This window comes from Pseudomonas sp. SA195 (assembly GCF_054131565.1).
On record NZ_CP096392.1, the window covers coordinates 3,571,316 to 3,597,899 of the forward strand.

The following is a 26,584-nucleotide window of genomic DNA, read 5'->3' on the forward strand; positions in this document are numbered from 1 at the left end:
GGGGGTCTGTCGCCGAAATTCAAGCCTTCTCGTCGATCGAAGGCGGGGTTTGCGCTGGCGCCTTGCTCACCACGACCATCGCTGGCCGCAGCAGACGCCCGTTGAGCAGGTAGCCCTTCTGGAACACCTTGAGCACGCTGCCAGGCTCGGCGTGAGTGCTCTCTTCCATTGCCATCGCCTGGTGATGCTCGGGATTGAACGGCTCGCCTTGGGGGTTGACCGGCTCCAGATGGTGACGAGCCAGGGTGTCGAGCAGCAGCTTGAGGGTCAGCTCGACGCCTTCGCGCATCGGCTTGACGGCATCGTCATCCGGATTCGACAGCTCAAGCCCACGCTCCAGGCTGTCGGCGACGGCCAGCAGGTCACCGGCAAACTTCTCCAAGGCAAACTTGTGGGCCTTTTCGACGTCTTGCTCTGCGCGGCGACGGATATTTTGCAGCTCGGCCGCGACACGCAAAGACTGGTCCTGCGCCGCCGCTAACTGCTCTTCAAGCGACTGCACTCGAGCAGCCAGGTCTTCAGCCACCTCGGCCTGCTCTTGCTCGTTCTCTTCCGGGATCTGGTTGTCCAGGTTCTGCTCGTCGGCCATGCGGTCCTCCTCATCGAGACATCAGCGGGCGTCGCCCGCGCTTGTGCCGCTATATGGGGACGATGACTCAGGCTTCAAGGGCGAATAAGTACTCCAGCGCGTCGTAGGGTTCGACGAATCACTCCTACCCGACCCGCTTGATTTATTTACAGGCCACTGGGAAGGCCAGCTTGTAGCGGCCAGCCGAACCACTGTATAAATAGCCAGCCACGCCAAACCGGGAGCCCGTCATGCTGGTTCATCTGTCCGTCCACAATTACGCCATTGTCGAACACCTGGATCTCGAGCTGAAACGCGGCATGAGCGTCATCAGCGGCGAAACCGGTGCCGGCAAGTCGATCATGCTAGACGCGCTCGGCCTTACATTGGGCGACCGCGCTGACAGCAGCGTGGTACGCATCGGCGCGGACAAGGCCGACATCCTCGCCAGCTTCGACCTGGACGACATCCCCGACGCCCGCGCCTGGCTGGCCGAGCGCGACCTCGACAACGACGGCCCATGCATCCTGCGTCGAGTGATCACTGCCGAAGGTCGCTCGCGCGGCTACATCAATGGCACCCCCTGTCCGCAAGGTGACCTGAAGGCGCTGGGGGAGCTGCTCATAGACATCCATAGCCAGCATGAGCATCAATCACTGCTCAAGCTCGATACCCACCGGCGCTTGCTCGACGAATACAGCGGCAGCCAGGAACTGGCTCGACAGGTGCAGTTGGCCGCGCAGCGCTGGCGGCAGACACGCCAGAGTCTGGAACGATTGAGTGATAGCAGTGACGAACAGCGAGCACGGCACCAGCTGCTCAGCTATCAACTCGAAGAGTTGGAAACCCTGGCCCTCGGTGAGGATGAGCTGGAGCAGCTCGAACAGGAGCACAAAAACCTCGCCAATGCCGAGCAACTGCTCGGCGCCTGTCGCCAGGTGCTGGACATGTGCAGCGAAAGCGACGCGGGTAATGTGCTCTCGGCGTTAACGGCCAGCCTCAACCGTTTGACGGCGTTTCAACATCAGCCCGGCGCACTCGGCGAAGCGGTTAACTTGCTCTCCAGCGCGCAAATCCAGGTCGAAGAAGCCGTCGGGGAGCTAAACCGTTTCCTCGATCACTTCGACTCCGACCCGCAGCGCCAGCAATGGCTCGAAGAGCGCCTGGACAGCATCTACACCCTTGCACGCAAGCATCGCGTCCAACCAGCAGACTTGCCCACGCTGCAGCAGCGTTTGCTGGAGGAACTGGAAAGCCTTAATGCGGACGACGATGCGGTGGAACAGCTTGCCGAGGAATTGGCCGCTTATGCTCGTCATTACAGCGAGAAAGCACAGGCGCTCAGCGAGGCGCGGCAGCAGGCAGCCGAATCGCTCGGCAGAGCCGTCGAAAGCGAGATCCAGCGCCTGGGCATGCCCGGCGGCCGTTTCAGCGTCACCCTTAAACCTATGGCTGATGGCGACCCCGTGCCGCACGGCATGGAGCAGGTTGAATTCCTCGTCAGCGCCAACCCCGGACAACCACTGCGGCCATTGGCGAAAGTCGCCTCGGGCGGTGAACTATCTCGGATCAGCCTGGCGATCCAAGTCATCACCGCTCAGACGTCTCGCATCCCCACGCTGGTCTTCGATGAAGTGGACGTCGGAATCGGTGGACCTACCGCGGAAGTGGTCGGGCAACTGCTGCGTAGGCTCGGCGAGCGTGGCCAGGTGCTGACCGTCACCCATCTGCCTCAGGTTGCCGCCCAAGGGCATCATCACCTCTTCGTGCACAAGGCGCGCGGCCGCGATGAAACCCACACGGCGGTAGCGGCACTGGAAGGCAGTGAGCGGGTGGAGGAAATCGCGCGCATGCTCGGCGGCGTCGACCTGACCGAACAGGCCCTAGCCCATGCGCGGCAGATGATCGGCTCTGCCCAGGCGTAAGCCAACATCCAGACGCGGACAGAGGGTTAGCCGAACAAGCACGCGTTCTCATAGACCGAGGGCCTACCGCAGCCGCGCCCGCTATAACGAACCGGCGCCAACACGGCCATGCTGGCATACGCATGTACTGAACGGAAAACCCCGCAAAAGCGGGGTTTTCGTTCAGACGGCACCGGAGTCGTTACATCAATAACGCAAGGCCTATCAGCTTTCCTTCTTGCGAACATAGAGGACCAGGTTATGGTCAACCAGCTCGTAGCCGTGCCGCTTGACGATCTCCTTCTGCAGCTTCTCGATATCCGAATCGAAGAACTCGATGACGTCGCCCGTGTCCACGCACACCATGTGGTCGTGATGCCCGCTATCGGCCAATTCGAAGACTGCGTGGCCACCGTCGAAATTGTGCCGCACCACCAGCCCGGCTGCTTCGAATTGGGTCAGCACGCGATAGACCGTCGCGAGCCCGACATCTTCACCGGCCTCCATCAACGCCTTGTAGACGTCTTCGGCACTCATGTGGCGCCGATCGGCAGTGTCCAACATCTGCAGGATTTTGACCCGTGGCAGGGTCACCTTGAGCCCAGCTTTGCGTAATTCGCTATTTTCAACCATGGTTGGCTTTCTCGCTGCTGCTGTTTCGCAGCCTCCTTCAATGCGGGTATGATCCGGGTCTTTGCCCAGCCAAGATAGTGGAAGTCACCTACCGATGCAAAAGACCAAGCTCCTGCTGTCCAGCCTCACCCTGGTGGGTCTGTTCGCACTCGCCGGTTGTTCATTCCCCGGGGTTTACAAGGTCGACATTCAACAGGGCAATGTCGTCACGCAGGACATGATAGACCAGTTGCGCCCCGGAATGACCCGCTCGCAAGTGCGGTTTATCATGGGCAACCCGCTGATCACCGACACCTTCCACGCCAACCGCTGGGATTATCTGTACAGCATCAAGCCGGGCGGCGGGCCGCGCCAACAGGAGAGGGTCAGCCTGGTCTTCAACGGCAATGATCAACTGGCCGGCTTGGCAGGCGACTTCAAACCCGGCGTAAGCCGCGACGAAGCGATTCTTGGAACACAGCGCCCCGCTGGTGAGGCGGCCAATCCCGCCCAACCGGCTGCAACGCCTGAACAACCGGCAGCGCCGGGCTCGCTGCTCGATGAGATCCAGCGCGACGTCGATGCCGCCGAGCCCGTCCCGGTTCCTAGCCCCGAACGCATCGAAACGGACTGACATAAAAAAGCCCGGCTTGCCGGGCTTTTTTATAGCTGGCGCATACTCTAGTCGACCGCCCCTTCCGCCTTGTTCCGCGCGGCCTTTGCAGCTCGCTGCTTACGCACCTCCTTCGGATCGGCGATGAGCGGCCGATAGATCTCCACCCGCTCGCCCGCTTCCAGCACACGCTCATCCGGCTTCGGAACGGCCTTGCCGAAGATACCCAGCGGCGCAGACGATACATCGAGCCCGGGGAAATAAGCATCGATCCCCGACTGCAGCGCAGCCTGCCGAGCCGTCGTGCCTGCCGGCACGGTCAGCTGCAGCAGCTTCTGCCTGTCGGCCAGCGCGTACACCACCTCGACGGCAATAACTCCGCTATCCATACAACTGCTTAGCACGATCACAGAACGCATCTACCAACGTATTGGCGGCCTGGGTGAACAGCGGGCCCAAGGTGGCCTTGACCAGCGGCCCGGCGTAGTCGAACGTCAGATCAAGACTGATCTTGCAGGCCTTTTCCCCAAGCGCTTTGAATTCCCAGATGCCGTGGAGGTGGCTGAACGGCCCCTCCTCTAACTTCATCTCGATGCGCTTGCCCGGCTGGAGTTCGTTGCGCGTCAGGAAACGCTGGCTGATACCGGCTTTGGCCACAGTCATGCTCGCGTGCATTTCCGAATCGCTGCTGGAAATGACCTCGGTCGCCGAACACCAGGGCAGGAACTGGGGATAGCTGGCCACATCGTTGACCATGTCGAACAGCGCCTGCGCCGGATATGGCAGCAACGCCGAGCGTTGGATATGTGTCGTCATCAAGACCTTCTACTTCTTCGTCAGCGGCCCTCGCCGACGGCGCGGATGAGACCAGGGCGGGCAGACGCACCTTCACGAGCCCTGGTGGACAAGTCATTGTCTGGGATAAGCACGCCCCTCTCAAGTTTCATGCCGTCGCAGGGTGCAGGTTATCGCCAGCCGCCACGCGACTCCCTATAATGCGCAGCCTATGGCCAAACAGAAGAAACAGTCCCCCGGGACCATCGCGCTGAACAAGAAGGCGCTACACGATTATTTCGTCGAGCAGAAATTCGAGGCGGGCCTCGTTCTGGCCGGCTGGGAAGTTAAAAGCCTGCGGGCCGGCAAGGCCCAGCTGGTCGATAGCTATGTGCTGCTTAAGGACGGTGAAGCCTGGCTCATGGGCTGCCACATCACGCCGCTGACCTCTGCAAGCACTCACGTCGTCGCCGACCCCACACGCACCCGCAAGCTACTGTTGAACAAGCGCGAGCTCGGCAAGCTGTTCGGCGGCGTCCAGCAAAAAGGCTATGCCTGTGTTGCCCTGTCGATCTACTGGAAGAAGCACCTGATCAAGTGCGACATCGCACTGGCCAAGGGCAAGAAAGAATTCGACAAGCGTCACACCGAAAAAGAGCGCGACTCGGACCGCGAGATCCAACGGGCGATGCGCACCAAGGGCAAGGAAGACTAATCCCCCCGGCGAGCCGCCGTCTCAATTCATCTGTGCGGGCTTCCCCACCTGCCGCTGGCGGCGCTGCGCACGCGCCAAGCGCTGCGCCTCTTGCTGCCCTTCTGCCAGCACTTCTTGCACATAGGCAATGTGCCGATGAATGACGTCCCGCGCCTCGACCGCGCGGCGCGCCATGATCGCGTCATAGAGTTCCTGATGCTGCGCCATGAGCATGTCGCGCGTCTCGTTGCGCAACGCATACATGCCACCAATGTTGGTCACCACGTTGCGACGCAACAGATCGAACAGCCCACGAATGGTGTGCAACAACACCGCGTTATGGCTGGCCTCCGCGATCGCCAAATGGAAGCGCGCATCGGCCGCCCCCTCTTCTGCACGACTCACGGCGCCATCGCGCGCATAGCAGGCCTGCAACGCAGCGAATGCGTCACCCAGCCGCTGACGGTCGACGTCAGTTGCGCGGAGCGCCGCGTAGTAGGCACAGCTGCCTTCTAGCGTGTGACGAAACTCAAGCAGATCGCGTTGCGCATCGACGCTGTTTTCCAAAAGGTGCAACAGCGGGTCGCTGAAGGTAGACCCCAGCGATTCGGCGACGAAATTACCCCCACCGTGCCGGCTGACGATCAAGCCTTTGGCAACCAGCTTCTGGATCGCCTCGCGCAGGGAAGGCCGCGACACGCCGAACTGCTCCGCCAACACACGCTCGGATGGCAGCCGCTCGCCGGCCTTGAGCGTACCCTCGAGAATCATGGCCTCAAGCTGCTCGATAATGTTGTCTGCCAGCTTCCGCTGGCGCACCACCCCTACTTCCATGACGCCCTCAACTGGTATTACCACTTTATGTTGGAGCAAGCGTAACCATCCAGATTCACTTGCGCAATTTGGGATGCTGCGACCAAAGTCTAAAATGGACCGAATTGACGTCTGCAATGACTAACTCTTACGCTGGCGAAACCCTTCGGACAATTGGTATTACCAATTTACATCGAAGGCATCCAACAAGAAGAGGGCTATTCATGCGGTCTCCAACTTCCGGTTCGCCACTGGCCTATCAGGCCATTTCCCTGCTCAACTCGCGACGGGGAGCCTGACATGTCCAACGGACTGCTTGCCCTCTTCGCTTTCACCCCGATCTTGCTTGCGGCGGTTCTGCTGATCGGCCTGCGCTGGCCGGCTAGCCGCGCCATGCCCGTCGTATTCCTCTTCACCGCAGCGATCGGCCTGTTCATCTGGAACATGAGCCTGACGCGCATCATCGCCTCGACCCTACAAGGCCTGGTCATCACGCTCGGCCTGCTATGGATCATCTTCGGCGCGATCCTACTGCTGAACACGCTGAAGCATTCTGGCGGCATCACGGCGATTCGCGCAGGTTTCACCACCGTCAACCCCGACCGCCGTATCCAAGCGATCATCATCGCCTGGCTGTTCGGCTGTTTCATAGAAGGCGCCTCCGGGTTCGGCACGCCTGCGGCGATCGCCGCCCCGCTGCTGGTCGCGGTCGGCTTCCCGGCCATGGCCGCCGTGTTGATGGGAATGCTGGTGCAAAGCACGCCGGTATCCTTCGGCGCGGTCGGCACACCTATCGTGGTCGGTGTGAATAGCGGGCTGGACACGGCTACGCTTGGCGCCCAACTGGTGGCACAAGGCTCCAGCTGGCCGATGTTCCTGCAGCAAATCACCAGCAGCGTCGCGGTCACCCACGCCCTGGTCGGCACGGTGATGCCGCTGATCATGGTACTGATGCTGACGCGCTTCTTCGGTAAAGAGCGGAGTTGGAAAGCCGGGTTCGAAGTGTTGCCGTTTGCGCTGTTCGCGGGCTTGGCCTTTACCCTTCCCTACGTCGCTACCGGCGTGTTCCTGGGCCCTGAATTCCCCTCACTGTTGGGCGGACTGGTCGGCCTGGCCATCGTCACCACGGCGGCGCGTTTCAATTTCCTTGTACCGAAGAGCCACTGGGATTTCGCTGATGCGCGCGACTGGCCGGCCGAATGGGTCGGCACCATCGAGATGAAGCTCGACGACCTCGCCGCGCGCCCGATGAGCGCCCTGCGGGCTTGGCTGCCTTATGTGCTGGTGGGCGCGATCCTGGTGATCAGCCGCGTCTTCCCGCAGGTGTCCGCTGCACTGAAATCCCTGTCCATCGCCTTCGCCAACATCCTCGGTGAGACGGGTGTCAGCGCCAGCATCGAGCCGCTCTACCTGCCGGGCGGGATCCTCGTTGCGGTCGTGTTGATCACGTACTTCCTGCACGGAATGCGCGCGTCGGAGCTGAAGGCCGCAATCAAGGAATCGAGCAGCGTGTTGCTCAGTGCCGGTTTCGTGCTGCTGTTTACCGTGCCGATGGTGCGCATTCTGATCAATTCGGGCGTGAACGCCGGCGACCTGCCGAGCATGCCGATCGCGATGGCACGCTACGTCGCCGACAGCGTAGGCGGCATCTACCCGCTGCTCGCCCCGTCGGTCGGCGCGTTGGGCGCCTTCCTGGCCGGTTCGAACACTGTCAGCAACATGATGTTCAGCCAGTTCCAATTCGGTGTGGCACAGTCCCTTGGCATTTCCGGTGCGATGATCGTTGCCATCCAGGCGGTCGGCGCCGCAGCAGGCAATATGGTGGCGATCCACAACGTGGTCGCTGCGTCCGCCACCGTCGGCTTGTTGGGCCGCGAAGGTATCACGCTGCGCAAGACCGTTTGGCCTACCCTGTACTACGTGCTGGCTACCGGCCTGATCGGTCTGCTGGCGATCTACGTGCTAGGCGTGACGGACCCGCTGGTCGGCGTCTGACAAATTGCATCCACGGCCCCGAACATCTCGGGCCGTGGCGTTCGACACTGGCCCCGGCCGCCGTGTGCGTCCAGGGCCTCTTCGGTTCGAGCATGACCCGGGAAGATCGGGTCCCGACCGGCTTTGTTCACTCGGTGAGAACACACGATGATCATCTCTGCCTCTACGGATTACCGCGCCGCCGCGAAACGCAAACTTCCGCCTTTCCTGTTTCACTACGTCGACGGCGGTGCCTACGCGGAATACACCTTGCGCCGCAACGTCGATGACCTGGCCAGCATTGCCCTGCGTCAGCGCGTGTTGCGCAACATGTCGGAACTGAGCCTGGAAACCCAACTGTTCGGCGAGACCCTATCGATGCCCGTCGCCCTGGCACCTGTCGGCCTGACCGGCATGCTTGCCCGCCGCGGTGAAGTGCAGGCCGCTCGCGCCGCGGACAAGAAGGGCATCCCCTTCACGCTGTCCACGGTGTCAGTCTGCCCCATCGAGGAAGTCGCCCCGGCTATCAAGCGCCCCATGTGGTTCCAGCTCTACGTGCTCAAGGACCGCGGTTTCATGAAGAACGCGCTCGAGCGCGCCAAGGCCGCCGGCGTGACCACCCTCGTCTTCACTGTGGACATGCCCACCCCCGGCGCCCGGTACCGCGATGCGCATTCAGGCATGAGCGGCCCGAACGCCAATGTGCGGCGCATGCTACAAGCCATGACGCACCCCTTCTGGGCGTGGGACGTCGGTCTGCACGGCAAGCCCCACGACCTCGGCAACATTTCCACCTACCGCGGTCACCCGACGGGACTCGAAGACTACATCGGCTGGCTGGCGGCGAACTTCGACCCCTCGATCTCCTGGAAGGATCTGGAATGGATCCGCGAGTTCTGGGACGGCCCCATGGTGATCAAGGGCATCCTCGATGCCGAGGACGCACGTGACGCGGTGACCTTCGGGGCCGATGGCATCATCGTGTCCAACCACGGCGGGCGTCAGCTCGACGGCGTACTGTCCAGCGCGCGCGCCATGCCGGCCATCGCCGATGCGGTCAAGGGCGACCTGAAAATCCTCGCCGATTCCGGCATCCGCAACGGCCTCGACGTGGTCCGCATGATCGCCCTGGGCGCCGACACCGTGCTGCTCGGCCGCGCCTTCGCCTATGCCCTGGCTGCCGATGGCGAGGCGGGCGTGACCAACTTGCTCAACCTGATCGAGAAGGAAATGCGTGTAGCGATGGTGCTCACCGGCGCCAAGTCCATCAGCGAAATAACGACCGATTCGCTGGTGCGCGAGGTGGACCACTACCAGACCAGTCGCCACGTCGACCCGGCCTGACCGCTTACACCGAGACGCCGCGCGATCATCGACGCGGCCTGCCTGCTACCGGAGCCCGCATGAACGCGTCTGCCACCCTACCGGGCGAAATTCTCGCCGCCGTCGAACGCCTCATCCCGTCGGAGCGGCTATTCGATGACCCGCTCTCGACCTTGGCCTTCGGTACCGATGCCAGCTTCTATCGGCTGATTCCCAAGCTGGTGGTGCGGGTCGAGTCGGAGGCCGAGGTGATCGACCTGCTGAAGCTGGCCCAAGGCGCTCGCATTCCCGTAACGTTCCGCGCTGCGGGCACGAGCCTCTCGGGGCAGGCGATTTCCGATTCGGTGCTGATCGTGCTGGGCGATAACTGGAACGGCCGTGAACTGCGCAACGGCGGCGAGCAGATCCGCCTACAGCCCGGCGTCATCGGCGCCAACGCCAACGCCATCCTTGCCCCGCTGCAGCGCAAGATCGGTCCAGACCCAGCCTCGATCAACGCCGCCAAAATCGGCGGCATCCTCGCCAACAACTCCAGCGGCATGTGCTGCGGCACGGCGCAGAACAGCTACCAGACGCTCGCTGGCCTGCGCCTGGTGCTGGCCGACGGCACCCTGGTCGACAGCGAAGATGCGGCGAGCGTCGCGGCGTTCCGCCAGAGCCACAGCGAACTGCTCGACCAGCTCGCCGACCTCGGCCGCGCCACCCGCGCCAACACCGCGCTTGCGGAAAAGATTCGCCATAAGTACCGGCTGAAGAACACCACGGGCTTTTCGCTCAACGCCCTGATCGACTTCGACGACCCGCTCGACATCCTCAATCACCTGATGGTCGGCTCCGAAGGTACGCTCGGTTTCATCAGCGCGGTGACCTACCACACCGTGCCGGACCACCCGCACAAGGCCAGCGCGCTGGTCGTTTTCCCGGATGTGGAGACCTGCTGCCTCGCCGTACCGATCCTCAAACAGCAACCGGTATCGGCCGTCGAACTGCTTGATCGCCGCAGCCTGCGCTCGGTGGAGAACAAGGCTGGCATGCCCGAATGGGTCAAGACGCTATCGGCTAACGCCTGTGCACTCCTGATCGAGTCGCGCGCGGCGAGCCAGACGCTGCTGCAGGAGCAGATCAACCAGATCATGAGGTCGATTGCGCATTTTCCGGTGGAGAAGCAGGTCGATTTCAGCGAGGACCCGGCCGTCTACAACCAGCTCTGGAAGATCCGCAAGGACACGTTTCCCGCGGTAGGGGCCGTGCGTCAGACCGGCACCACCGTGATCATCGAAGATGTCACCTTCCCCCTCGAGCGGCTGGCCGAGGGCGTCAATCGCCTTGTCCAGCTGTTCGATAAACACGCCTACCACGAGGCGATCCTCTTCGGCCATGCGCTGGAGGGCAACCTGCATTTCGTCTTCACCCAAGGGTTCGACGACCCGCAGCAAGTCGCGCGTTATGAAGCCTTCATGCAGGACGTGACCCAGCTGGTCGCCGTCGAGTTCGGCGGCGCCCTCAAGGCCGAACACGGCACCGGACGCAACATGGCGCCCTTCGTCGAGCTGGAGTGGGGGCCGGAGGCCTACGAGCTGATGTGGCGGATCAAGCGGCTGCTGGACCCACAGGGCATCCTCAACCCGGACGTGGTGTTGAGCGAAGACCCGCAGATTCATCTGAAACACCTCAAGCCGATGCCAGCCGCCGACGAGATCGTCGACAAGTGCATCGAATGCGGTTTCTGCGAACCGGTCTGCCCGTCAAACGGCCTCACCCTGACGCCGCGGCAACGCATCGTGGTCTGGCGCGACATCCAGGCGCGCAAGCGTGCCGGCATCGAGACCACCGAGCTGGAGCGCCTGTACGCTTATCACGGCATCGAGACCTGCGCCGCGACCGGCCTGTGCGCCCAGCGCTGCCCAGTCGGCATCAATACGGGCGATCTGGTGCGCAAGCTTCGCGGGGAGCAAGCCGACCATATCCGCGCGGCGAACTGGCTGGCCGACCATTTCAGCACGGCCGTGCAAGGCATGCGCTTCATGTTGCATGTTGCCAACGGCGCGCACCTCATGATGGGCACGCGCCTGTTGAGCAAGACATCCGCGGCACTCGCCCGAGCCAGCCAGGGCCGCGTCTCGCAGTGGACGCCAGCCATGCCGCAGCCCCTGCAGCGCCTGCATGTGCCCAAACCGGCGGATCAGGACGAGCGTCCCCGCGTCGTTTATCTCGCCGCCTGCGTCTCGCGCGCCACTGGCCCAGCGGCGCGCGACCAGGAGCAGGAGCCACTGCTGGACACCACCCGCGCGCTGCTGGAAAAGGCCGGTTACCAGGTCGTCTTTCCCGACGACCTCAACAACCTCTGCTGCGGGCAGCCCTTCGCCTCCAAAGGTTACGCGGAACAGGCCGAACGCAAACGGCAGGAAACGCTGGGTGCACTGCTCAAGGCCAGTCGTGGCGGCCTTGACCCAATCTATTGCGACACCAGCCCTTGCACCCTAAGGTTGGTGCAAGAGCTGAGCGAACCCCGCCTGCAGGTGTACGACCCCGTGCGTTTCATCCGCACACACCTGCTCGACAAGCTGGACTTCGAACCCCAGGACAGCCCAATCGCCGTCCACGTGACCTGCAGCACCCAACACCTCGGCGAAGCCCAGGCGCTGATCGACATAGCCCGTCGCTGCGCCAAGCAGGTCGTGGTGCCCGAAGGCATCCATTGCTGCGGGTTCGCCGGCGACAAGGGCTTCACCACGCCCGAGCTCAACGCACACGCCTTGCGCAGCCTCAAGGAGGCGGTGCAGGTCTGCGAGGAAGGCATCTCCACCAGCCGCACCTGCGAGATCGGCCTGTCGCAGCATGGCGGTATCGATTATCACGGGCTCGTTTATCTGGTGAACCGAAACAGCCGCGCCAGAGCCGCTGCGGCGGTCAGCTAGCGAGCAGCCGGCAGCCAGCTGACACGCACGGATGAAACGCTTGAGCGCAACCGCAGTCGGACAAATAGAGCCCAGGCGACACACTGGGCCGAAAACCCGCCTCGGCGCCGGCGTGCAATTGCAGAATCAGGCAGGCCCGCCGGGAAGTTAACTCCCTGGAGGATGCTCATGAAAAAATTTGCCCTACTTGCCGCCGCAGCCCTTATCGCCAGTCCCGCTGCGTTTGCTGCCGACAAAGACCTCTGCCAGCTCAACCTGCAAGAGATCGACGACCTGATGGCCACCAACCAGGCCACACTCGGCGAGCCCGCACGCAGCGAAGCAGAGGAGCTGGTCGGCCAGGCTCGCCAGGCTCAACAAGCCGGCGATACCGAAACCTGCATCGCCCATACCACCAAGGCCCTGCAGGAACTCAAAGGACCTGGCAGCTCCGACTCGAACGGCACCGCCGGCTCCGCCTCGGGCGCTGGCAACTGAGTGGCCTGGGCAAGGCCGCCGCACTCGGCGGCCTCGCTACCCCTTGAAATCCGACAGATCACCTCCATCTAATCCATCAAGCGTTCGACGTAGCTCATCCTCTGGCGTACACTGCGCCGCACATGAGCACGCGATGCGTCTCATGGGGCCGATTAGGATTCGACGCCGGTAACAAAACTCTAGGTGCATGCCGAGTTGGTAACAGAACTCGTAAATCCACTGTTGCAAACTTATAGTTGCCAACGACGACAACTACGAAGGGTACGCGCTAGCCGCCTAACCTTCATCTGGTCGCTTCGGCGCCAGCGGTCACTAGGGGATGCCTGTAAACCCGAAATGACTGTCAGATAGAACAGGATCGCCGCCAAGTTCGCTGCAGACGTAACGGCTAAATCTCATGCAGCTCGCTCCAAGCACCCTGCCAATCGGGCGGCGCGGAGTTAACTCAATAGATTTGGCTAAGCATGTAGTACCGACAGTGGAGAGCTGGCGGACGGGGGTTCAATTCCCCCCGGCTCCACCAAATACTCATCTAGACCTGTCTCTAACAGTCTACGATCTCCCTGAAAAGCCCGCGCTGTGCGGGCTTTCTTGTTTCTGGCTATCTCCCCTTGATTACGCCTATACCTTCCCGCCGTGTATCCTCTCGTGTATCTTCGGTAAATATTGAATCTGAGGGATACAGACATGAAGCGCAAGGACATCAAGAAGCGTCCTATGGCGGATACGGTACTGGCAAGCTTAGAGGCGGAGGAGAAAGAGTATCGAGAGAACGATGGAAACGGACTCTACCTTCGCGTTCGGCCAGACGGCTCGAAGTCTTGGCAGTTCCGCTACAAAAAGCCGGACGGCAAATGGTCCTGGATTGGACTGGGTGCCTATGGCAAAGGCAGCCATCAGCTGACCGGAGAACAAGCGCGGAAGGAAGCCGCGAAGCTGCGCGACGACGCAGCCGAGGGCAGCAACCCACTCGCAACGAAACGAGCACGAAAAGCCGCAGAGGTGGAAGCTGCGAACAACACATTCGAGTATCTCGCTCGGGAGTGGTACGCCACCAAGCGCAAGGGATGGAGTGAGGGAACGGCTGTCCGGACCATTGGCGCACTTGAGCTGCACGTATTTCCCACGTTCGGTAAGCGTCCCTATACAGCTATCTTACCGATGGAGTGGATGGAGCTGCTCCGTGGCATGGAGCAAAAAGGAATCGTTGAGCAGACCAGCAGAGTCCGTGGCATGTGTCGGGAAATCTATGATCTGGCTCGAGTAACGGGGCGAGCGCAATACAACCCGCTCGAGGGACTGCATAAGTTTCTCCAGACCCGTCCAGCTGAAAACTATGCGCACGTGCCTGTCGCTGAACTTCCGGCGCTGCTTCGAGCAATGCGCGCTTACGGCACTATAGATGTACGAATTGGTTTGCAGCTGTTGAGCATGCTTGCCTGCCGCCCATCCGAGCTACGCGAGGCTCGTTGGGACGAATTTGACCTGGATGCAGGGCTTTGGCTAATCCCCGCGGCAAGAATGAAACGCCGTCGCGAGCACTTGGTTCCGCTGCCAACTCAAGCAGTTCAGCTCCTACGCGACCTACATTTCCTGACCGGAGCATATCCGCTGCTGTTCCCAGGTCGCGGCAACACCACTAAGGCACGCAGCAACACCGTATTCTTGATGGCACTTCGCCGTCTGGGTTATGAGGGGCGGCAGACTGGTCACGGGTTCCGCCACCTGGCAAGCACCATCCTCAACGAAAACGGCTTCGACTCGCAGCATGTGGAAGCCCAGCTATCCCATGTCAAGGAAGGGGTGAGGGGCGTCTATGACAAGAGCACCTACCTAGAACAGCGCAAGGTCATGATGCAGTGGTATGCCGATCATCTGGACATGCTGGCAGGTGGCAATGTGGTTGAGCTCAAACGTCAGGCGTGAAGGGCATCGGTGCTACGTGCCCTTGTGTTGGGATTTCTTAAGGTAACTGGGAACCGAGGGTGCCGTCTGTAAAGACGGTGGTCCCAACGGTTCTCTCAAGCAAAAGACTGGTGAACTAGAGAGGAACAGTGAGGCGCTATGGAGGCATAAAAATCTTGCTTCTACTTGTTTACACACAAAGAGAGTCACATAGCGTTGGGGGCGACATAAGCCAATGTGGTGCCCAAAATGTTCATGCCGTCTCCTCATGTTATCCCAGATGCCGCGAGCATCCAGCGTTTCGACCCCTCTCTGGTCATCATCCGGATCCCCGAAGTCGAGAAGATCACTAGCCTCAAGCGACCGACCATCTACAAGCGCCTCAAGGACGACCCGACCTTTCCTAAGCCTGTTCCGCTGAGTGACAGCACTGCCCGCGGAGCTCCAGTTGGCTTCGTTTTGGCTGAAGTCCAACAGTGGGTACGTTCTCGCATCGCAACTCGCACGAAAGTTGAATGCCTTCCGCTTCAAGGTGGCGGCTCGCCGCTGCATGGACGTGATGAGCTGGCGTCGTGTGAGATCCTGGCGGCGCAAGGAGTGGCGTCTAGCGCGGATGGCGAGACTCAGTATGAAAAGGCGAGGTGGTAAATGAAAACGTCCATCCGTCCCGAAAGTCTGAGCAGCTGGGCGCATTGCCAGAACTCCATCTCCGGCGTAAGCAAAGTGACAATGTCTAGCCGCGAGGTTGCGGAGCTGGTTGGGTCGCGTCACGACAATGTGCGCGTTGCTATTGAGCGATTGGCCGAGCGCGGCGTGATCGCTTTACCTGCAATGCAGGAAAAGCCCACTGCAGGCCGCCCGGCTATCGAATACGTCTTCGCCGGTGAACGCGGCAAACGCGACAGCATTATTGTTGTCGCCCAGCTCTCGCCGGAGTTCACTGCGGCACTGGTGGACCGCTGGCAGTCGCTGGAGGCCCATCAGACTCCGCATATTCCGGAGACTTTCCCCGAAGCGTTGCGCCTCGCTGCCGACCAAGCCGAGCAGATCGAGAAGCAGCAAGCATTACTTGCCATCGCCGTGCCGAAGGCCGAGTTTGTCGACCGCTACGTCGACGGCACCGGACTGAAGGGCTTCCGCGAGGTGGCCAAGCTGCTGCATGCAAAGGAGAACGACTTCCGCGCCTTCCTGCAAGACAAGCGCGTTATGTACCGCCTGAGCGGCGAGTGGGTGCCGTTCGCCGAGCACATTGACGCCGGCCGCTTCTCGGTGAAGACCGGTCAGGCAGACAACGGTCATGTCTTCAACGCCTCCAAGTTCACCCCGAAGGGCGTGCAGTGGATCGCCGGCCTGTGGGCTGTGCATCAGCCGGAGGTGGCAGAGTGAGCCTGCATGACCTTCTCGACCGTCCGATTGCCTTTCAGCGCGCCTTCGTCTCCCTCGGTGCCGGCATCACTGGTGCCCTGATGCTGAGCCAGGCGATCTACTGGTCGAAACGCACCGACAACGCTGACGGCTGGTTTTACAAGACCATGGAGGAATGGGCGTCCGAAACCGGAATGACCCGCTCCGAGCAGGAGAGCGCGCGCAAGAAGCTGGTGAGTGCCGGCGTGCTTGAGGAGAAAAAGAAGGGCGTCCCGTGCCGCCTGTTCTACCGGGTAAACATGGATGCGATCCGCACAAGCTTGATTGCAGAAAACCCGCATTCCAGTCTGCAGGATTCCTGCAAACAAGGCTGCAGAAAAGCTGCAAGCAAGCCTGCAGGAAAGCCGCTCGCTATTACAGAGACTACAGCAGAGATTACTGCAGAGACTACGACAGACACCTTTCCGGGCCAGCCCGCTGACGCGGCCTTGCCGGTTGTCGTGGACGCATCGCCTCGCGTCGAGATCCAGGCAGACATACCCGGCCCGAAGGACCCGAGCTCGAAGACTTTCAAGGCGTGGGCCAACTACGCCTTCGCCTACCGCAAGCGCTACAGCGTCTGGCCGAAGTGGAACGCCAAGGCCGCCGGGCAGATCAGCCAACTTGTTGACCGCCTGGGCGCCGATGAGGCGCACCACGTCGCGGCGTTCTACGTCACCGTCAACGACGCGCGCTTGGTCAATGACTGCCACAGCCTGAACAATCTGCTCGCTAAGTGCGAGGCCTTCCACACCCAGTGGGCCACCGGCCGCCAGATGAACGCGACCACCGCCCGCCAGATCGAGGCCACTCAGGCGAACATCAACGCAGCACAAGAGCTGGTAGCGCTCTTCAGCGCTAGTAGCGAGGGATGTATCAATGCCAATCGTTTCCTTTGAGCAACAGGCCCAACTGGCCGCCTCTAACTGCGCCACTGCGGAGTCGCTCGGGCAGACCCTGAGCGCGAGCGCTGCCGAACTGATTGCATCCGACCTGACCGGCTACCCGACTGAGTTGATCACCGATGCGCAGCAGGCCTGCCGCCGCGACCTGACCGGAAAGCTGACCCTGGCCTCCATCATTGAGCGCTTGCAGGACCGCGACGGGGGCCGGAACCGGTCGAGGCCTGGGGCATTGCCTACGCGCCTACGACTAGGCTGACAGCGTGGTGAAGACCGAGGAGCTCCACATCGCACTATCCGCCGCCCGCTTAGCGCTGGAGCGCGGCGACAAAATCGGCGCCCGGATGGCGTTCAAGGCCGCCTACGTGCGAGTAGTGGACGCAGCCCGTCGCGAGGCCAAGCCGGTCAAGTGGACGCTGAGCCTCGGTACAGACCCCAGCGCCGCGTAGCCGCCGCCGAGGAGGCAGGACGCCTTGGCCGTCTGCCGGCACCGCAAGTTGCCGGGCACCTGGCTCAGCTGACCCATGCGCCGGTCACCGCCGAGGGCAGCACCATCGCCTGCCTAATCACCGGTAATGTGGCTCCGTTTGCCAGCGCCAAGGTACGCGAACACTGCGCGGCCATCAAGGCGCAGCTCGAGCGCAACGCCGAGGCGGCCAAGGCCAAGCAGGAAGCCGAACGCGCCGCCAAGGGCGAGGATCTGAAAAGGAGGAAGGCAGAGGCCACTAGGGAGCTGGCCGATCTGGAAGCGAGGAAAGCCCGATAAGCACATCTGCGTGGCTACATCTACACCTGAAGTTTCGAGAAGGATCTACCACTGAGCTGAACCTCGGTGGTCGCAGCAGTTTCTCAGGCTCAAAACATTAAACCCGACGCCCGAAGACCTGAAGGCTAACCGGTATGAATCAAACGAAAGCCGACCAGGCGGCACAGAAGACTGGCAGACCAAGCATTAAACCGACCTCGTACACAGTAATCCCCTCCGTGCGCAATCTACCGCCGCCCGACCGACCGGTCTACTCGATCGAGAGCCACGCGGGCTGTAACCTTTGATGCCCCGCCAATCGCTGCCGCTGGGTGTTCTTTGCTGCAATAGCAAAGCATCAATGGCGGCGACTATGATGATTATTGGCGCGCCCTCGGTTTCGGCCTGTTGAGATTAGTGCTCCGAGGGTTGGTGGTTAACAAAACATCGGTTAACAGCTTGGTTAACACGGAAAAGCTGCCACGCAGCGGGCCGAGCGTCCTGACGGCCAGCGATCTAGGTCATAGATTATCCGCGCGTCGGTCACGTCGGTTATAGGCTAAAGCCCCATCGAGTAAATCATCTCGCTCTCACTGACCGCTTCGGGCGTCACCACCGCGTCCTTGAGCATCAACTTGCCGCGCAGCAGCCGATCCAGATGCACATCGAATGAATCGAACTGCGGATGCGTTACGGCAGGCAGATGGATAAACACTTCCTTCTGCTGCCCAATCCGATAGACGCGGTCAGAGGCCTGCGCCTCTTTTGCGGGGTTCCAGTGCCGTTCTAGGTGAACAACGTGGTTAGCTCCGACAACGGTCAAACCTACGCCCGCTGCGACCGGCGACATGATCAAGAGGTTGAAGCCGGACTTCGCTTCGAATGCTGATATGAGCTTCTTACGGGTCATGTCTTCCGCTTTGGTAGCTACCGCTTTTGTATCGCCGTTGATAACGGCAATGTCCAGGCCGTAGATCTGATCAAGCCACAGCTTCAAAACCCTCTGCAGGCGCTTGGTCATCATGAACAGGATGACCTTTTCACCCTTGTCGCGTATCTGGTCCAGCAGCTTGAGCGTCACTGCCAGCTTGCCTGACTCGGACATTAACTGACGGGCATGCTGTCCATCACGGCTGTACAGCGACGTTTCGTCATCCAAGCGAGGATGCAGCGAGACAGAACGCAACTGTGTAAGCGCCGCTAGAGCCGAACCACGCATGTCATCTGCGCTGGCGCGTCGAGCACGGTATCCATCTAGCACATCGTCATACACCTGCAGCTGAATCCCGCGCATAGATGCGCCCAACTCAGGCGCATAACGCTGGATGCCTCGATCTACCTGCTCTACTCCACTACGGATCGTTTTGCTAGGCAGCCCTTTAAGCTGGTCTTCCTTCACGCGACGCAGCATGAACGGCCCGACCGCCTTGCGCAGTTGCTCACCCAGACGAACACGGACCTCGTCGCGCTCCTCCTCCCCGGCCGAGAGAATCGGCTTGATCCAAGTGTCTCGGTAGTTTTCCCAGCTGCCAAACAACCCTGGCTGAGCCGTATCCATCAAGCACCAGAAGTCGCCGAGGCTGTTCTCCACGGGCGTGCCGGTGGCCAACAATTTGAAGTCAGCCTTTAACCCCTTTGCCGCACGGGTTTGCAGTGCGTTAGGGTTCTTGATGTTCTGCGCCTCGTCGAAAATGACCATGCCCCAGTCGATCCTGCACAGCGAAAACTGGTAGTCACGCAGCGTCTGGTACGTTGTTAGAACCAAACGACGGTCCATATCCAGACGTTGAGCACCCGCCTCCGGGCCAATGGTCAACGCATAACGAATGCTCTGGGCATCCATCATGCCGTCATCATCGGCCAGGGCAGCCAATTGAACAGACTCTCGCTCGGCGCCCTTGACGCGGTAGCGGTTTAAGTCTCGTCCAGCTTGCAGCACCACGAGATCGCGGAACGGAATGCTTAGAAAGGTCTTTCCAACTTCGTCTTCCCAGTTTTCCAACAGGCTAAGTGGTGCGACTACCAGGACTGGTTTTTGCGGCTTTTCGCTTCGGCGCTGGGCTGCCAGGTATTCACCGATTGCGACCAGCGACATGTATGTTTTGCCCAGCCCCATATCGTCGGCGAGCAGGCTGCCCTGTAGGCGATAGAGGTCATCATGATCGTCAGATAACGCGGCGTTCATCAGCCTGAGCATCCACTCAATACCTTCGACCTGATGCGGGAATGGCTGCCGCGCATAAGCGGACCAGTCTGGTGCTTCCAGTAAGCGAGCGTTGCTGGCTTTTGCCAGTAGTGTCGAGTTGATTTCGCCGGCATCCTTAAGAATGACGGCAACCTTCTCCTTGGGCTCGTCAAAAAGGTCTTCAGCTGCGGCCGGCGGCTCCGACAACTCGGGCTTCTCGAGCGTCTCTTTCACCCGTTCCAATTGACGCGCCACAAGCGGCGCGTCTGAAATGTCGATGACCTCACCAGCAAAGCTCAGACTCGTTGCACCCTGCTCTATCGCGGACCGCAGCACCTCCTCAAAACGCTCCAACTCCTCTGGCGTCTGAACTAACTTCGGGATGATCTCTGCTGGCGCGGGGCGCTTATCCAGGGCAAACCAGTCATTCTTGGCCGCATCCAACGCGCCGAAGTCCATATGCTGCAGCTTGCCAATACCAGCTACGCGGACCGAGAAACCGACCTCGAGATTGACCAGTGCAGCATCCAAAAAGGCCGTAGGCGAGGCGATAAACTCAGCGACCTTATCTGGCGGGATTCGTTTGTTGGCCAGCACATTGCGAATGCCGTCCATCTTCGCCTGATCGAGCAACACCACACGATTGTCGATTCGCAGCACACCCCCGTCAGCGCTCATGTCGAGCTGTGACCAGCGCTTCTCCAGCTGATCGGGCGTCGATCCATCCCCCAGACTCGGGCACAGCATCAGGCTGCCATCTGGCAGTCGGGTCGCAATAACGCCAACATTTTCCGGAACGACCACATCGAGTCGATCGAAATGACTCAAATCGATGCGCATACCGCTTCGGGCAGCTGTCTGTAGCTCAGCCATCAAGCGAAGGTTAGCCGCCTCCCCTCGCTGTGCTGGATCGAGCGACTCGTGCTTTTCCCAAGCCATCAGCCCCATCAACTCAGCTGGCGTAAGCCAATAGCGTTCGGTACTCGTCAGGTATAAATACGGGCCTTTGCGCGAGAAAGGTGTGACGCCCTCAGCCACTTCAACCGCAATCCCAACGCGGAAGGCGCTATTACCTGTACGCCCGCTGATGAAGGCCTGAAAGCGACCGGCGAATCGCCGTGGCAGCCGTAGAATGTCGGCCTGCTCATTGTCCATACCGGCAATATCTTCAGCACCGATATGAAAGCCGTTGGCCGTGTGCTCTGCGATGCCCTGCTCTGCGAGCATGTTCAGGACAATCAGCTGAACCTTCTGCAGTGCGTTGCCTTTACCTTCCTGCAACGCCTTGAACGTGTGGACGGGAAGATAAAAATTGGCTCCGTTGGAGTCTGCACTCGACGCAAACCCCTCCTGACTACCGACCGCCACATCACGCTCGCCAATCAGGGATTTCAGAACATCTAAAAGGCTCATTACTGCTCTCTCCCCTCAGCCTCGAACGCTTCCAGCTCGCGTTGAGCGGCGCCTGTCAGCTGCCAACCGTACTTATCATCCTGCATACAAAGCCCTTTCAATGGGCCGTATAGAGCCTGATTGACCAGCCTCGCGTCGACCTCTAGAACATTCGCCGCATAACGAACCTTATCGCCTGGGTTGGCAGCGAAATAATGCAATACGGCAAGCGCAAACGGATCGAGCGTAGCGAATCCCGAACCTGCGCTTACGGCATCAGGCACGCTCTGAGTTGCGTTTGATGGCTCCGGCCGGGTCAGCTCGGCTACCAATTGCTCACCATGCACCGACAGCAGCCAACGCCCTTCTCCATCCTGCTGGACGTATTGCGAAAGGCTGCTTTCCAACATCGTCTTCACGTTCAACACATTGCCGCCCTGATTGCTTACAGCTTCGAGTAACGCCCCGAAACCGCAATGCGGATGAATCTCGAGATAGCGCAGGGCCGCTAGCTGGAGCGAGCTGAAGGACGGCTGCTTCGTTCGTTGCAGAGCCGGGTCGTCGCGACCGGAGGCAACGGCGCCTGATTTCACTGCACCATTTGCGGCCGCAGCTGCAACATCAGCTGAACGCCGTGCTGGGATTGGCACATCGGCGTTGCGTGACATCGGCGCCGCAGCGTGTTCAGTTCCTTGTTGAGCAGCCGTCGGCGATCGCGTTACCGCTTTGGCCCCTTCTTTCGCCGGAGCGGGAACCACCGTGCGCTTGGGACTTACGGCAGGGATTCCGAATTTGCGCAGTTGGAGACGATAATCTTCAGGGCTCAGGAGCTGCTCGACATCGATGGCAATGCCATTCTCGGCCAGGAAGGTGAAGACCTTGTTCTGCCAGGTGTATGGGGTATGCACGAAAGCGTCGTAAGGCAACCCGGGGTAGAGTTTCTTGTAAGTTCCGGGGACCGTGGTGGTCAGGTCTTGATGACTGAAGGTATTTCGCTCATATGTTCTTAGGGCTTCACCAGGCGCGGCCAAGTAGACCCAGATTTTGAAACTATGTGAGCCCTCGACCAGATGGAAGTCACCGCAGTCCAGATAAATGACAGCCTTGTCCGTCATCTGCCCATCCATCCGCGCGAAGCTGGTCTTAACGTCCTTACCCAAGATCCGCTTGACCGATTGTTGAGCCTTGCCGCCCAGTAGGAGGCGAGTGTTACGAATTAACTTCAGCTTGAAGAGCCCTTCAAGGAATCGCTTGCGGGCGGGGAACATCCGCTGCATTTCCGTATTGGCTGTTTCAAGCCCGTATTGCTCAACGGCCTGCAGGAACAGCCGCAGGTCCTCTTTGGACAACCAGCCCCGAACCTTTTGAATGCGCTCCTCACCCAGCGGCTTCCACCACTCCCGGAAGTTCACCGCTGAGCTGGAGATACGTGGGTCCCCTGCCATGTTAAGGATAAAGTTCTGCCAGACTTCGCCGGCTTCCTGGCCGGCACGATCAATGAGGATCTCAAGCGCAACATGGCCGATACGCCGTGCGCCTTCGAAGGGCGCCTTGGCCACTGCAGGCTTGAGCAACTCATCCAGCACCGGATCGGACTCGCCTGGATGTAACTGTCGCAACGTCTCGAGATAAAAGTGCGCCCGGCAGATATCGCCATAACGGCCATCATCAAAGCCGTGCAGACCGAGTTCCATGAACGTCTCGCCAAGCTCACGTCCGCCTTGACGCACTCGTTCAGCGAGATGACGTGGACCATCGAGGCTAAGCAACCAATGCCCCTCGCGCTTGAGTGTAACCAGCGGATCGGCCCTTGATGTCTGGATCTTCGACGGCGGTATCAGGTCAAGCTGCTGTAACAGGCTTCGCTCCAGAAGCTCGCGCACCCCTTCCTTTTCATCCAGCCGATCGAATCGCCGGAAATACAGCTGTGCCAACTGCTGCAGCGTCATACGCGTTAGACGTGGCTGCTGAGCGTCCAGCAAGGCAGCCAACAAGCGCGTATTTAGCAGGCGGCTGGCAATCACCTCGTCATTGAGCCACAGCCAGCTCAACGCCCGAGCCGTAATACGCCGCCGCAGCAGCTCAGGCAGACCATCGAATCGCCCCGAGCTGGCCATGCCACGCAGCACTGCGAGCATGCGCTCAAACGCATCATTGTTCCCGGTCTCCGCCTCCAGAGTGGCAGCCTTTTTTGCCAGTACAGTCCAGCGCTCGAGCATCTGAGCGCCCCAGCTGGCCGCAGGAAACTCTACGGGAGGCAGCCTCATGGCTTGGCCTCCCCCAGACGTTCCTTGACTTGCTCGTACTGCGCGCTATCCGGACGACGGATGGTGAAACGAATGTCGATTCGGCGATTACGTTTGAAGTCTTCCTCCGTGACCTGATCGGCCACGGCCGGACGTGTTTCGCCATACCCGCTGACCGAGAACAGCGGTTTTCCGTCCTTGTTGTTCAGGCGCGACAACTGCTCCTCGCGCGCCAAGGCGTCCCCCCAGAACTGCCAGAGCGAAATAGCACGAAAGGTGGAAAGCCCCCAGTTGCCTTTGCCCATAAATCCCTGCAATGGACGGTTATCCGTGTGGCCCTCGATAAAAATCGTGTCCAGGAATTCCACCCGGTCATCACGCGAGATCACCTCCTTGATGACCTTGCCGATCTCAAGCGCTCGCGCCTGATAGGCCGAATGGATTTCATAGGCACCGGTATCGAAGCCAAGAAGATCGTTGGGAATACTCAGCACCGTGTGATTCTCGCTGACCTCCACCTTGATGCCGCGCCTGCGTAGTGCCTCAACAGCCTCATCGAGGATGGTGCGGCGCACTTGCTCCGCCTTTTTCAGCTCTTCGATTTCCTGTTCGAACTGGACCTGCCGCTCCTCCAGCTTCTGCTGAATGTCCATCAGCTGCAGGATCAGGATCACCGAGGCCAGAATGAAGATCACCAGCAGCGCCGACATAATGTCCGAGAAGGACATCCAGTACGGGTTTTCCTCATCGACGGCCACGTCATGCGACTTGCGAAAGCGCATCAGCGTGCCTCCAGCTCATCCAGAATCCCGCTCACCGCCTGGACGTTGCGATGCATCTGATCGGCATAGGCAAGCGAGACCTCGTTCCACTTATTCATGCGGTCCTCAGTCTGCGTACGCACTTCGGAGGCGTAGCTACGCAGCCACTCTTCAGCTTGCTTTTCAATTGCCTCTACCTGGGCACGCAGCGTCTCACCCAGCGTTGTAAATTCATGCCTTACGCCGGATAGGAATTCCTGCTGCGTCTGTTTCATGTCGCCAAAGCCAGTGCGCGCTTCGCTTGCGGCCTGCTCGAAGCGCTGCGCGCCCTCGAGTAGTGCTGCCTGCAGCTGCGACAGCGAACTTGCCTGGCCCTGCAGTTGTGCAGCCAACGCGGCATTCTGTGTGCTCGCAGCTTCCACGCTCTGGGTTACTGCCTCCAGGCGCTGGCCCAGCGCATCAGCGGCCTGGCGAAGGTTGGCAGAAAGCAGGCCCAACTGATTGGCGCTGCTATCCAAGTGCTTGCTGCTGGTCGCGGACGCTTCGGTAGCTTGTTGCAGGCGCGTCATCAGCTGCTGGTGCTGCTCAGCCATTTGCCTGCTCTGCTGCTGCGTAACCTGAACGGCGGACGCGATACCTGCCAGCAATTGCTGCTGCTGCGCAGCCATGTTTTCCAGTTGTTCGTTAAAGCGCTGCTGGCGGCTCTGTTCACGCTGCTCCGCCTGCACGCCGTACCCGCTGACCTGCTCATTGAAACTGCCGAGCAGCTTGCTGACCGTTTCCTCGAGATTGCGCTGTTGCGTCGCCGCGGCTTCGGCAATGGCGCCAATCTGCTGTTGGCTGGTCTGGCCCAGATTGCCGATCAGCTGCTGCTGTTGCGCCAGTGCCGCCGCTTGCTGCTCCTCGTGGCGCTGCGCCCTGGCCTGCTCACGCTGCTCGGCGGCCCCCATCTGCGTATCGAGCTGCGTGTTCAGGTTCATCATCAACCGGGAGAACACTTTCTCCAGGTTGTTATGCCGCTCATTGCCCGCCTCGGCCATCACTCGCATCTGGTCCTGAGTGGAACTGGAGAACTTCTCCAGAAGCGCCGCCTGATTGGCACTGGACTCACTCAGCAAACGCTCGAACATCGCCTGCCTCTCTTCATCGCGGCGCTGCGCAGAGCCCAACTGCCCCTGCAACTGGCTCGACAGTCCGGCCATCAGCTCGCTGAAACGCTGCTCCAGCTGTTCCTGCCGCTGATCTGCAGAGCCAGCAATGCGTTGCAATTGAGCTTCGAACTGGCTGCTCTGCTGCTGCGCAACCTCCATTTGCCGTCCCTGTTGCTCGCTCAAACTGGTAAACAGCTGGTTCAGGCGCTCACTCATGCCGCTTACGGCCGCGTTCACGTCGGCAGCGGCCTGTTGCATCTGGCTGCCCTGCTCCCGGCCAACCGACGTCATGCCGTCCATGAAGCTTCCAACCAGGGTCTCCAGCACCTGGGTCGATTGCTGGCTGGTGGTACTGACCAAGGTCTGAATAGCGGGCGCCATGATGTTGTTCAGCGCATCGGTAAACGCTGTCTGCATGGCCTCATTCATGCCATTGAGGGTTTCCTGCAGCCGATCCCCAATGCGCTCGTGCAATTCCTGCAGCGCCTCCTTGCTCTCCTTCCCGTATTCCGCGATATGCACCAGCGACTGCTCGGCTGGAATGCGCGGGTAGAGGAAGTCGATATCGTGCTGCAGCCGCTGGATATCAATCAGCGCACTACGTTCGAACATCTTCTCGATGATGTTCAGCAGCAGGCTAAAGGCAACGCCCCAGACCGATGTCATGAACGCCACAGCAGCGCCGGAGATCAGCTTGTTGATGCCGCCCTTCAGCGCCTCGATCTCGTCGGACGTACCCACCAGCCCCTCAAGCCCGACGGTCAAACCCACGAAGGTACCCAACACACCGACCGCCACCAGGAAACTGGGTGCTGCGGCCAGCAGACGGCTGGCAGTCAGACCACTCGCCAGTGTGCGCGCATTGAAGAAATGCTCGGCATCCAGAGTGTTGAACAGCTTTTGCTGGTCGGACGAATGCACGAGACTTTCATCGAACTCGCGCCAGAGCATGCCGACATTGGATGCCTTCAGCTCCTGCGCCTTGTGTAGCGTTTCTCTTCGGCTGGCAGCCAGGGTGTCCTTGCTCTGGCCGTCCAGCAGCGAGCGCAGTGCACGCATGCGCATTTTGAAGTGCCGGAAATGCAGCATCAGGAAGAACAGCGAAAACCCGAAGATCAGTGCAGTGACCAACCAGAACCAGGCACTGATGCCGTTAGGGTTGGCGCTGAACATATGGGCGAAATCGGGGATCAGGTGTTGCAGCAAATCCATCATGACCAAAG

At 60.4% G+C, this 26,584-nt stretch carries 22 protein-coding genes and 1 other RNA gene; 14 read left to right on the top strand and 9 right to left on the bottom strand.

Going from position 1 to position 26,584, the window contains the following annotated elements:
- Window positions 1-19: 19 nt before the first annotated feature.
- Window positions 20-589, bottom strand: a complete 570-nt coding sequence (grpE, locus tag M1D78_RS16650) for a nucleotide exchange factor GrpE (protein WP_437421097.1) — start codon at window positions 587-589, stop codon at window positions 20-22.
- 230 nt (window positions 590-819) lie between these two features.
- On the opposite strand from grpE, the gene recN reads away from it, so the two are divergent.
- Entirely contained in the window at window positions 820-2,493 is a 1,674-nt protein-coding gene (gene recN, locus M1D78_RS16655; protein ID WP_437421098.1) for a DNA repair protein RecN, read from the top strand.
- A gap of 204 nt (window positions 2,494-2,697) precedes the next feature.
- Here recN and fur read toward each other — a convergent pair whose 3' ends face one another.
- Window positions 2,698-3,105: a ferric iron uptake transcriptional regulator gene (gene fur / locus M1D78_RS16660; RefSeq protein ID WP_437421099.1), complete on the bottom strand. Its 408-nt coding sequence runs from the start codon at window positions 3,103-3,105 to the stop codon at window positions 2,698-2,700.
- A 94-nt stretch (window positions 3,106-3,199) separates the two neighbouring features.
- Here fur and M1D78_RS16665 point away from each other — a divergent pair, with 94 nt between their 5' ends.
- A complete protein-coding gene (locus tag M1D78_RS16665; RefSeq protein ID WP_437421100.1) occupies window positions 3,200-3,718 on the top strand; it encodes an outer membrane protein assembly factor BamE in 519 nt (172 codons plus the stop codon).
- A 47-nt stretch (window positions 3,719-3,765) separates the two neighbouring features.
- On the opposite strand, the gene M1D78_RS16670 is transcribed toward M1D78_RS16665, so the two are convergent.
- Both M1D78_RS16670 and M1D78_RS16675 read right to left on the bottom strand, forming a co-directional pair.
- Window positions 3,766-4,086: an RnfH family protein gene (locus M1D78_RS16670; RefSeq protein ID WP_437421101.1), complete on the bottom strand. Its 321-nt coding sequence runs from the start codon at window positions 4,084-4,086 to the stop codon at window positions 3,766-3,768.
- Window positions 4,079-4,513, bottom strand: a complete 435-nt coding sequence (locus M1D78_RS16675; RefSeq protein ID WP_437421102.1) for a type II toxin-antitoxin system RatA family toxin — start codon at window positions 4,511-4,513, stop codon at window positions 4,079-4,081. The genes M1D78_RS16670 and M1D78_RS16675 overlap by 8 nt, the downstream gene beginning before the upstream one ends.
- Before the next feature lie 190 nt (window positions 4,514-4,703).
- Between M1D78_RS16675 and smpB the strand changes: the two genes are divergently transcribed.
- The gene (gene smpB, locus M1D78_RS16680; protein ID WP_437421103.1) at window positions 4,704-5,186 is read left to right on the top strand and encodes an SsrA-binding protein SmpB; all 483 of its coding nucleotides are present in this window, start codon (window positions 4,704-4,706) and stop codon (window positions 5,184-5,186) included.
- Window positions 5,187-5,207: 21 nt separating this feature from the next.
- Here smpB and M1D78_RS16685 read toward each other — a convergent pair whose 3' ends face one another.
- Complete coding sequence (locus M1D78_RS16685; RefSeq protein WP_437421336.1) at window positions 5,208-5,999, bottom strand: GntR family transcriptional regulator; 792 nt, start codon at window positions 5,997-5,999, stop codon at window positions 5,208-5,210.
- Window positions 6,000-6,278: 279 nt separating this feature from the next.
- Between M1D78_RS16685 and M1D78_RS16690 the strand changes: the two genes are divergently transcribed.
- The 11 genes from M1D78_RS16690 to M1D78_RS16740 all read left to right on the top strand — a co-directional run bounded on the left by M1D78_RS16690 (window position 6,279) and on the right by M1D78_RS16740 (window position 17,647).
- Window positions 6,279-7,973, top strand: a complete 1,695-nt coding sequence (locus tag M1D78_RS16690; protein ID WP_437421104.1) for an L-lactate permease — start codon at window positions 6,279-6,281, stop codon at window positions 7,971-7,973.
- 147 nt (window positions 7,974-8,120) lie between these two features.
- On the top strand, window positions 8,121-9,296 hold the full coding sequence (gene lldD, locus M1D78_RS16695; RefSeq protein WP_243605957.1) for an FMN-dependent L-lactate dehydrogenase LldD: 1,176 nt from the start codon (window positions 8,121-8,123) through the stop codon (window positions 9,294-9,296).
- Window positions 9,297-9,355: 59 nt separating this feature from the next.
- On the top strand, window positions 9,356-12,193 hold the full coding sequence (locus M1D78_RS16700; RefSeq protein ID WP_437421105.1) for an FAD-binding and (Fe-S)-binding domain-containing protein: 2,838 nt from the start codon (window positions 9,356-9,358) through the stop codon (window positions 12,191-12,193).
- A 168-nt stretch (window positions 12,194-12,361) separates the two neighbouring features.
- Window positions 12,362-12,670: a hypothetical protein gene (locus M1D78_RS16705; protein ID WP_437421106.1), complete on the top strand. Its 309-nt coding sequence runs from the start codon at window positions 12,362-12,364 to the stop codon at window positions 12,668-12,670.
- A 144-nt stretch (window positions 12,671-12,814) separates the two neighbouring features.
- Window positions 12,815-13,193: a transfer-messenger RNA gene (gene ssrA / locus M1D78_RS16710) on the top strand.
- 164 nt (window positions 13,194-13,357) lie between these two features.
- On the top strand, window positions 13,358-14,596 hold the full coding sequence (locus tag M1D78_RS16715) for a tyrosine-type recombinase/integrase (RefSeq protein WP_437421107.1): 1,239 nt from the start codon (window positions 13,358-13,360) through the stop codon (window positions 14,594-14,596).
- Between the two features lie 228 nt (window positions 14,597-14,824).
- Window positions 14,825-15,223, top strand: a complete 399-nt coding sequence (locus tag M1D78_RS16720; RefSeq protein ID WP_437421108.1) for a helix-turn-helix transcriptional regulator — start codon at window positions 14,825-14,827, stop codon at window positions 15,221-15,223.
- Window positions 15,224-15,961: a phage antirepressor KilAC domain-containing protein gene (locus M1D78_RS16725; RefSeq protein WP_437421109.1), complete on the top strand. Its 738-nt coding sequence runs from the start codon at window positions 15,224-15,226 to the stop codon at window positions 15,959-15,961. It begins immediately after the preceding gene.
- 80 nt (window positions 15,962-16,041) lie between these two features.
- A complete protein-coding gene (locus M1D78_RS16730; protein ID WP_437421110.1) occupies window positions 16,042-16,878 on the top strand; it encodes a helix-turn-helix domain-containing protein in 837 nt (278 codons plus the stop codon).
- Entirely contained in the window at window positions 16,859-17,140 is a 282-nt protein-coding gene (locus tag M1D78_RS16735; RefSeq protein WP_437421111.1) for a hypothetical protein, read from the top strand. The genes M1D78_RS16730 and M1D78_RS16735 overlap by 20 nt, the downstream gene beginning before the upstream one ends.
- Window positions 17,141-17,290: 150 nt before the next feature.
- On the top strand, window positions 17,291-17,647 hold the full coding sequence (locus M1D78_RS16740) for a hypothetical protein (protein ID WP_437421112.1): 357 nt from the start codon (window positions 17,291-17,293) through the stop codon (window positions 17,645-17,647).
- Between the two features lie 538 nt (window positions 17,648-18,185).
- Here M1D78_RS16740 and M1D78_RS16745 read toward each other — a convergent pair.
- Genes M1D78_RS16745 through zorA form a run of 4 tightly spaced genes read right to left on the bottom strand, consistent with a single transcriptional unit; the run spans window position 18,186 to window position 26,576 of the window.
- Window positions 18,186-21,224 (bottom strand): DEAD/DEAH box helicase, encoded by a 3,039-nt coding sequence (locus M1D78_RS16745; RefSeq protein WP_437421113.1) that lies wholly within the window; start codon window positions 21,222-21,224, stop codon window positions 18,186-18,188.
- Complete coding sequence (locus tag M1D78_RS16750; RefSeq protein ID WP_437421114.1) at window positions 21,224-23,470, bottom strand: EH signature domain-containing protein; 2,247 nt, start codon at window positions 23,468-23,470, stop codon at window positions 21,224-21,226. Before M1D78_RS16750 ends, M1D78_RS16745 begins: the two co-directional genes overlap by 1 nt.
- Window positions 23,467-24,231 carry an OmpA/MotB family protein gene (locus M1D78_RS16755; protein ID WP_437421115.1) on the bottom strand — a complete coding sequence of 255 codons (765 nt, stop codon included), beginning with the start codon at window positions 24,229-24,231 and terminating at the stop codon, window positions 23,467-23,469. Before M1D78_RS16755 ends, M1D78_RS16750 begins: the two co-directional genes overlap by 4 nt.
- The gene (gene zorA / locus M1D78_RS16760; protein ID WP_437421116.1) at window positions 24,231-26,576 is read right to left on the bottom strand and encodes an anti-phage ZorAB system protein ZorA; all 2,346 of its coding nucleotides are present in this window, start codon (window positions 26,574-26,576) and stop codon (window positions 24,231-24,233) included. Before zorA ends, M1D78_RS16755 begins: the two co-directional genes overlap by 1 nt.
- Window positions 26,577-26,584: the final 8 nt, after the last annotated feature.

Coding starts and splice junctions, on each gene's coding strand:
- M1D78_RS16700 (WP_437421105.1), top strand. CDS start 9,356: ATGAACGCGTCTGCCACCCTACCGGGCGAAATTCTCGCCGCCGTCGAA.
- zorA (WP_437421116.1), bottom strand. CDS start 26,576: ATGATGGATTTGCTGCAACACCTGATCCCCGATTTCGCCCATATGTTC.
- M1D78_RS16675 (WP_437421102.1), bottom strand. CDS start 4,513: ATGACGACACATATCCAACGCTCGGCGTTGCTGCCATATCCGGCGCAG.
- recN (WP_437421098.1), top strand. CDS start 820: ATGCTGGTTCATCTGTCCGTCCACAATTACGCCATTGTCGAACACCTG.
- M1D78_RS16665 (WP_437421100.1), top strand. CDS start 3,200: ATGCAAAAGACCAAGCTCCTGCTGTCCAGCCTCACCCTGGTGGGTCTG.
- M1D78_RS16750 (WP_437421114.1), bottom strand. CDS start 23,470: ATGAGGCTGCCTCCCGTAGAGTTTCCTGCGGCCAGCTGGGGCGCTCAG.
- M1D78_RS16745 (WP_437421113.1), bottom strand. CDS start 21,224: ATGAGCCTTTTAGATGTTCTGAAATCCCTGATTGGCGAGCGTGATGTG.
- M1D78_RS16670 (WP_437421101.1), bottom strand. CDS start 4,086: ATGGATAGCGGAGTTATTGCCGTCGAGGTGGTGTACGCGCTGGCCGAC.
- M1D78_RS16715 (WP_437421107.1), top strand. CDS start 13,358: ATGAAGCGCAAGGACATCAAGAAGCGTCCTATGGCGGATACGGTACTG.
- M1D78_RS16735 (WP_437421111.1), top strand. CDS start 16,859: ATGCCAATCGTTTCCTTTGAGCAACAGGCCCAACTGGCCGCCTCTAAC.
- lldD (WP_243605957.1), top strand. CDS start 8,121: ATGATCATCTCTGCCTCTACGGATTACCGCGCCGCCGCGAAACGCAAA.
- grpE (WP_437421097.1), bottom strand. CDS start 589: ATGGCCGACGAGCAGAACCTGGACAACCAGATCCCGGAAGAGAACGAG.
- M1D78_RS16690 (WP_437421104.1), top strand. CDS start 6,279: ATGTCCAACGGACTGCTTGCCCTCTTCGCTTTCACCCCGATCTTGCTT.
- M1D78_RS16725 (WP_437421109.1), top strand. CDS start 15,224: ATGAAAACGTCCATCCGTCCCGAAAGTCTGAGCAGCTGGGCGCATTGC.
- M1D78_RS16685 (WP_437421336.1), bottom strand. CDS start 5,999: ATGGAAGTAGGGGTGGTGCGCCAGCGGAAGCTGGCAGACAACATTATC.
- M1D78_RS16705 (WP_437421106.1), top strand. CDS start 12,362: ATGAAAAAATTTGCCCTACTTGCCGCCGCAGCCCTTATCGCCAGTCCC.
- M1D78_RS16755 (WP_437421115.1), bottom strand. CDS start 24,231: ATGCGCTTTCGCAAGTCGCATGACGTGGCCGTCGATGAGGAAAACCCG.
- M1D78_RS16720 (WP_437421108.1), top strand. CDS start 14,825: ATGTTCATGCCGTCTCCTCATGTTATCCCAGATGCCGCGAGCATCCAG.
- fur (WP_437421099.1), bottom strand. CDS start 3,105: ATGGTTGAAAATAGCGAATTACGCAAAGCTGGGCTCAAGGTGACCCTG.
- M1D78_RS16730 (WP_437421110.1), top strand. CDS start 16,042: ATGCTGAGCCAGGCGATCTACTGGTCGAAACGCACCGACAACGCTGAC.
- smpB (WP_437421103.1), top strand. CDS start 4,704: ATGGCCAAACAGAAGAAACAGTCCCCCGGGACCATCGCGCTGAACAAG.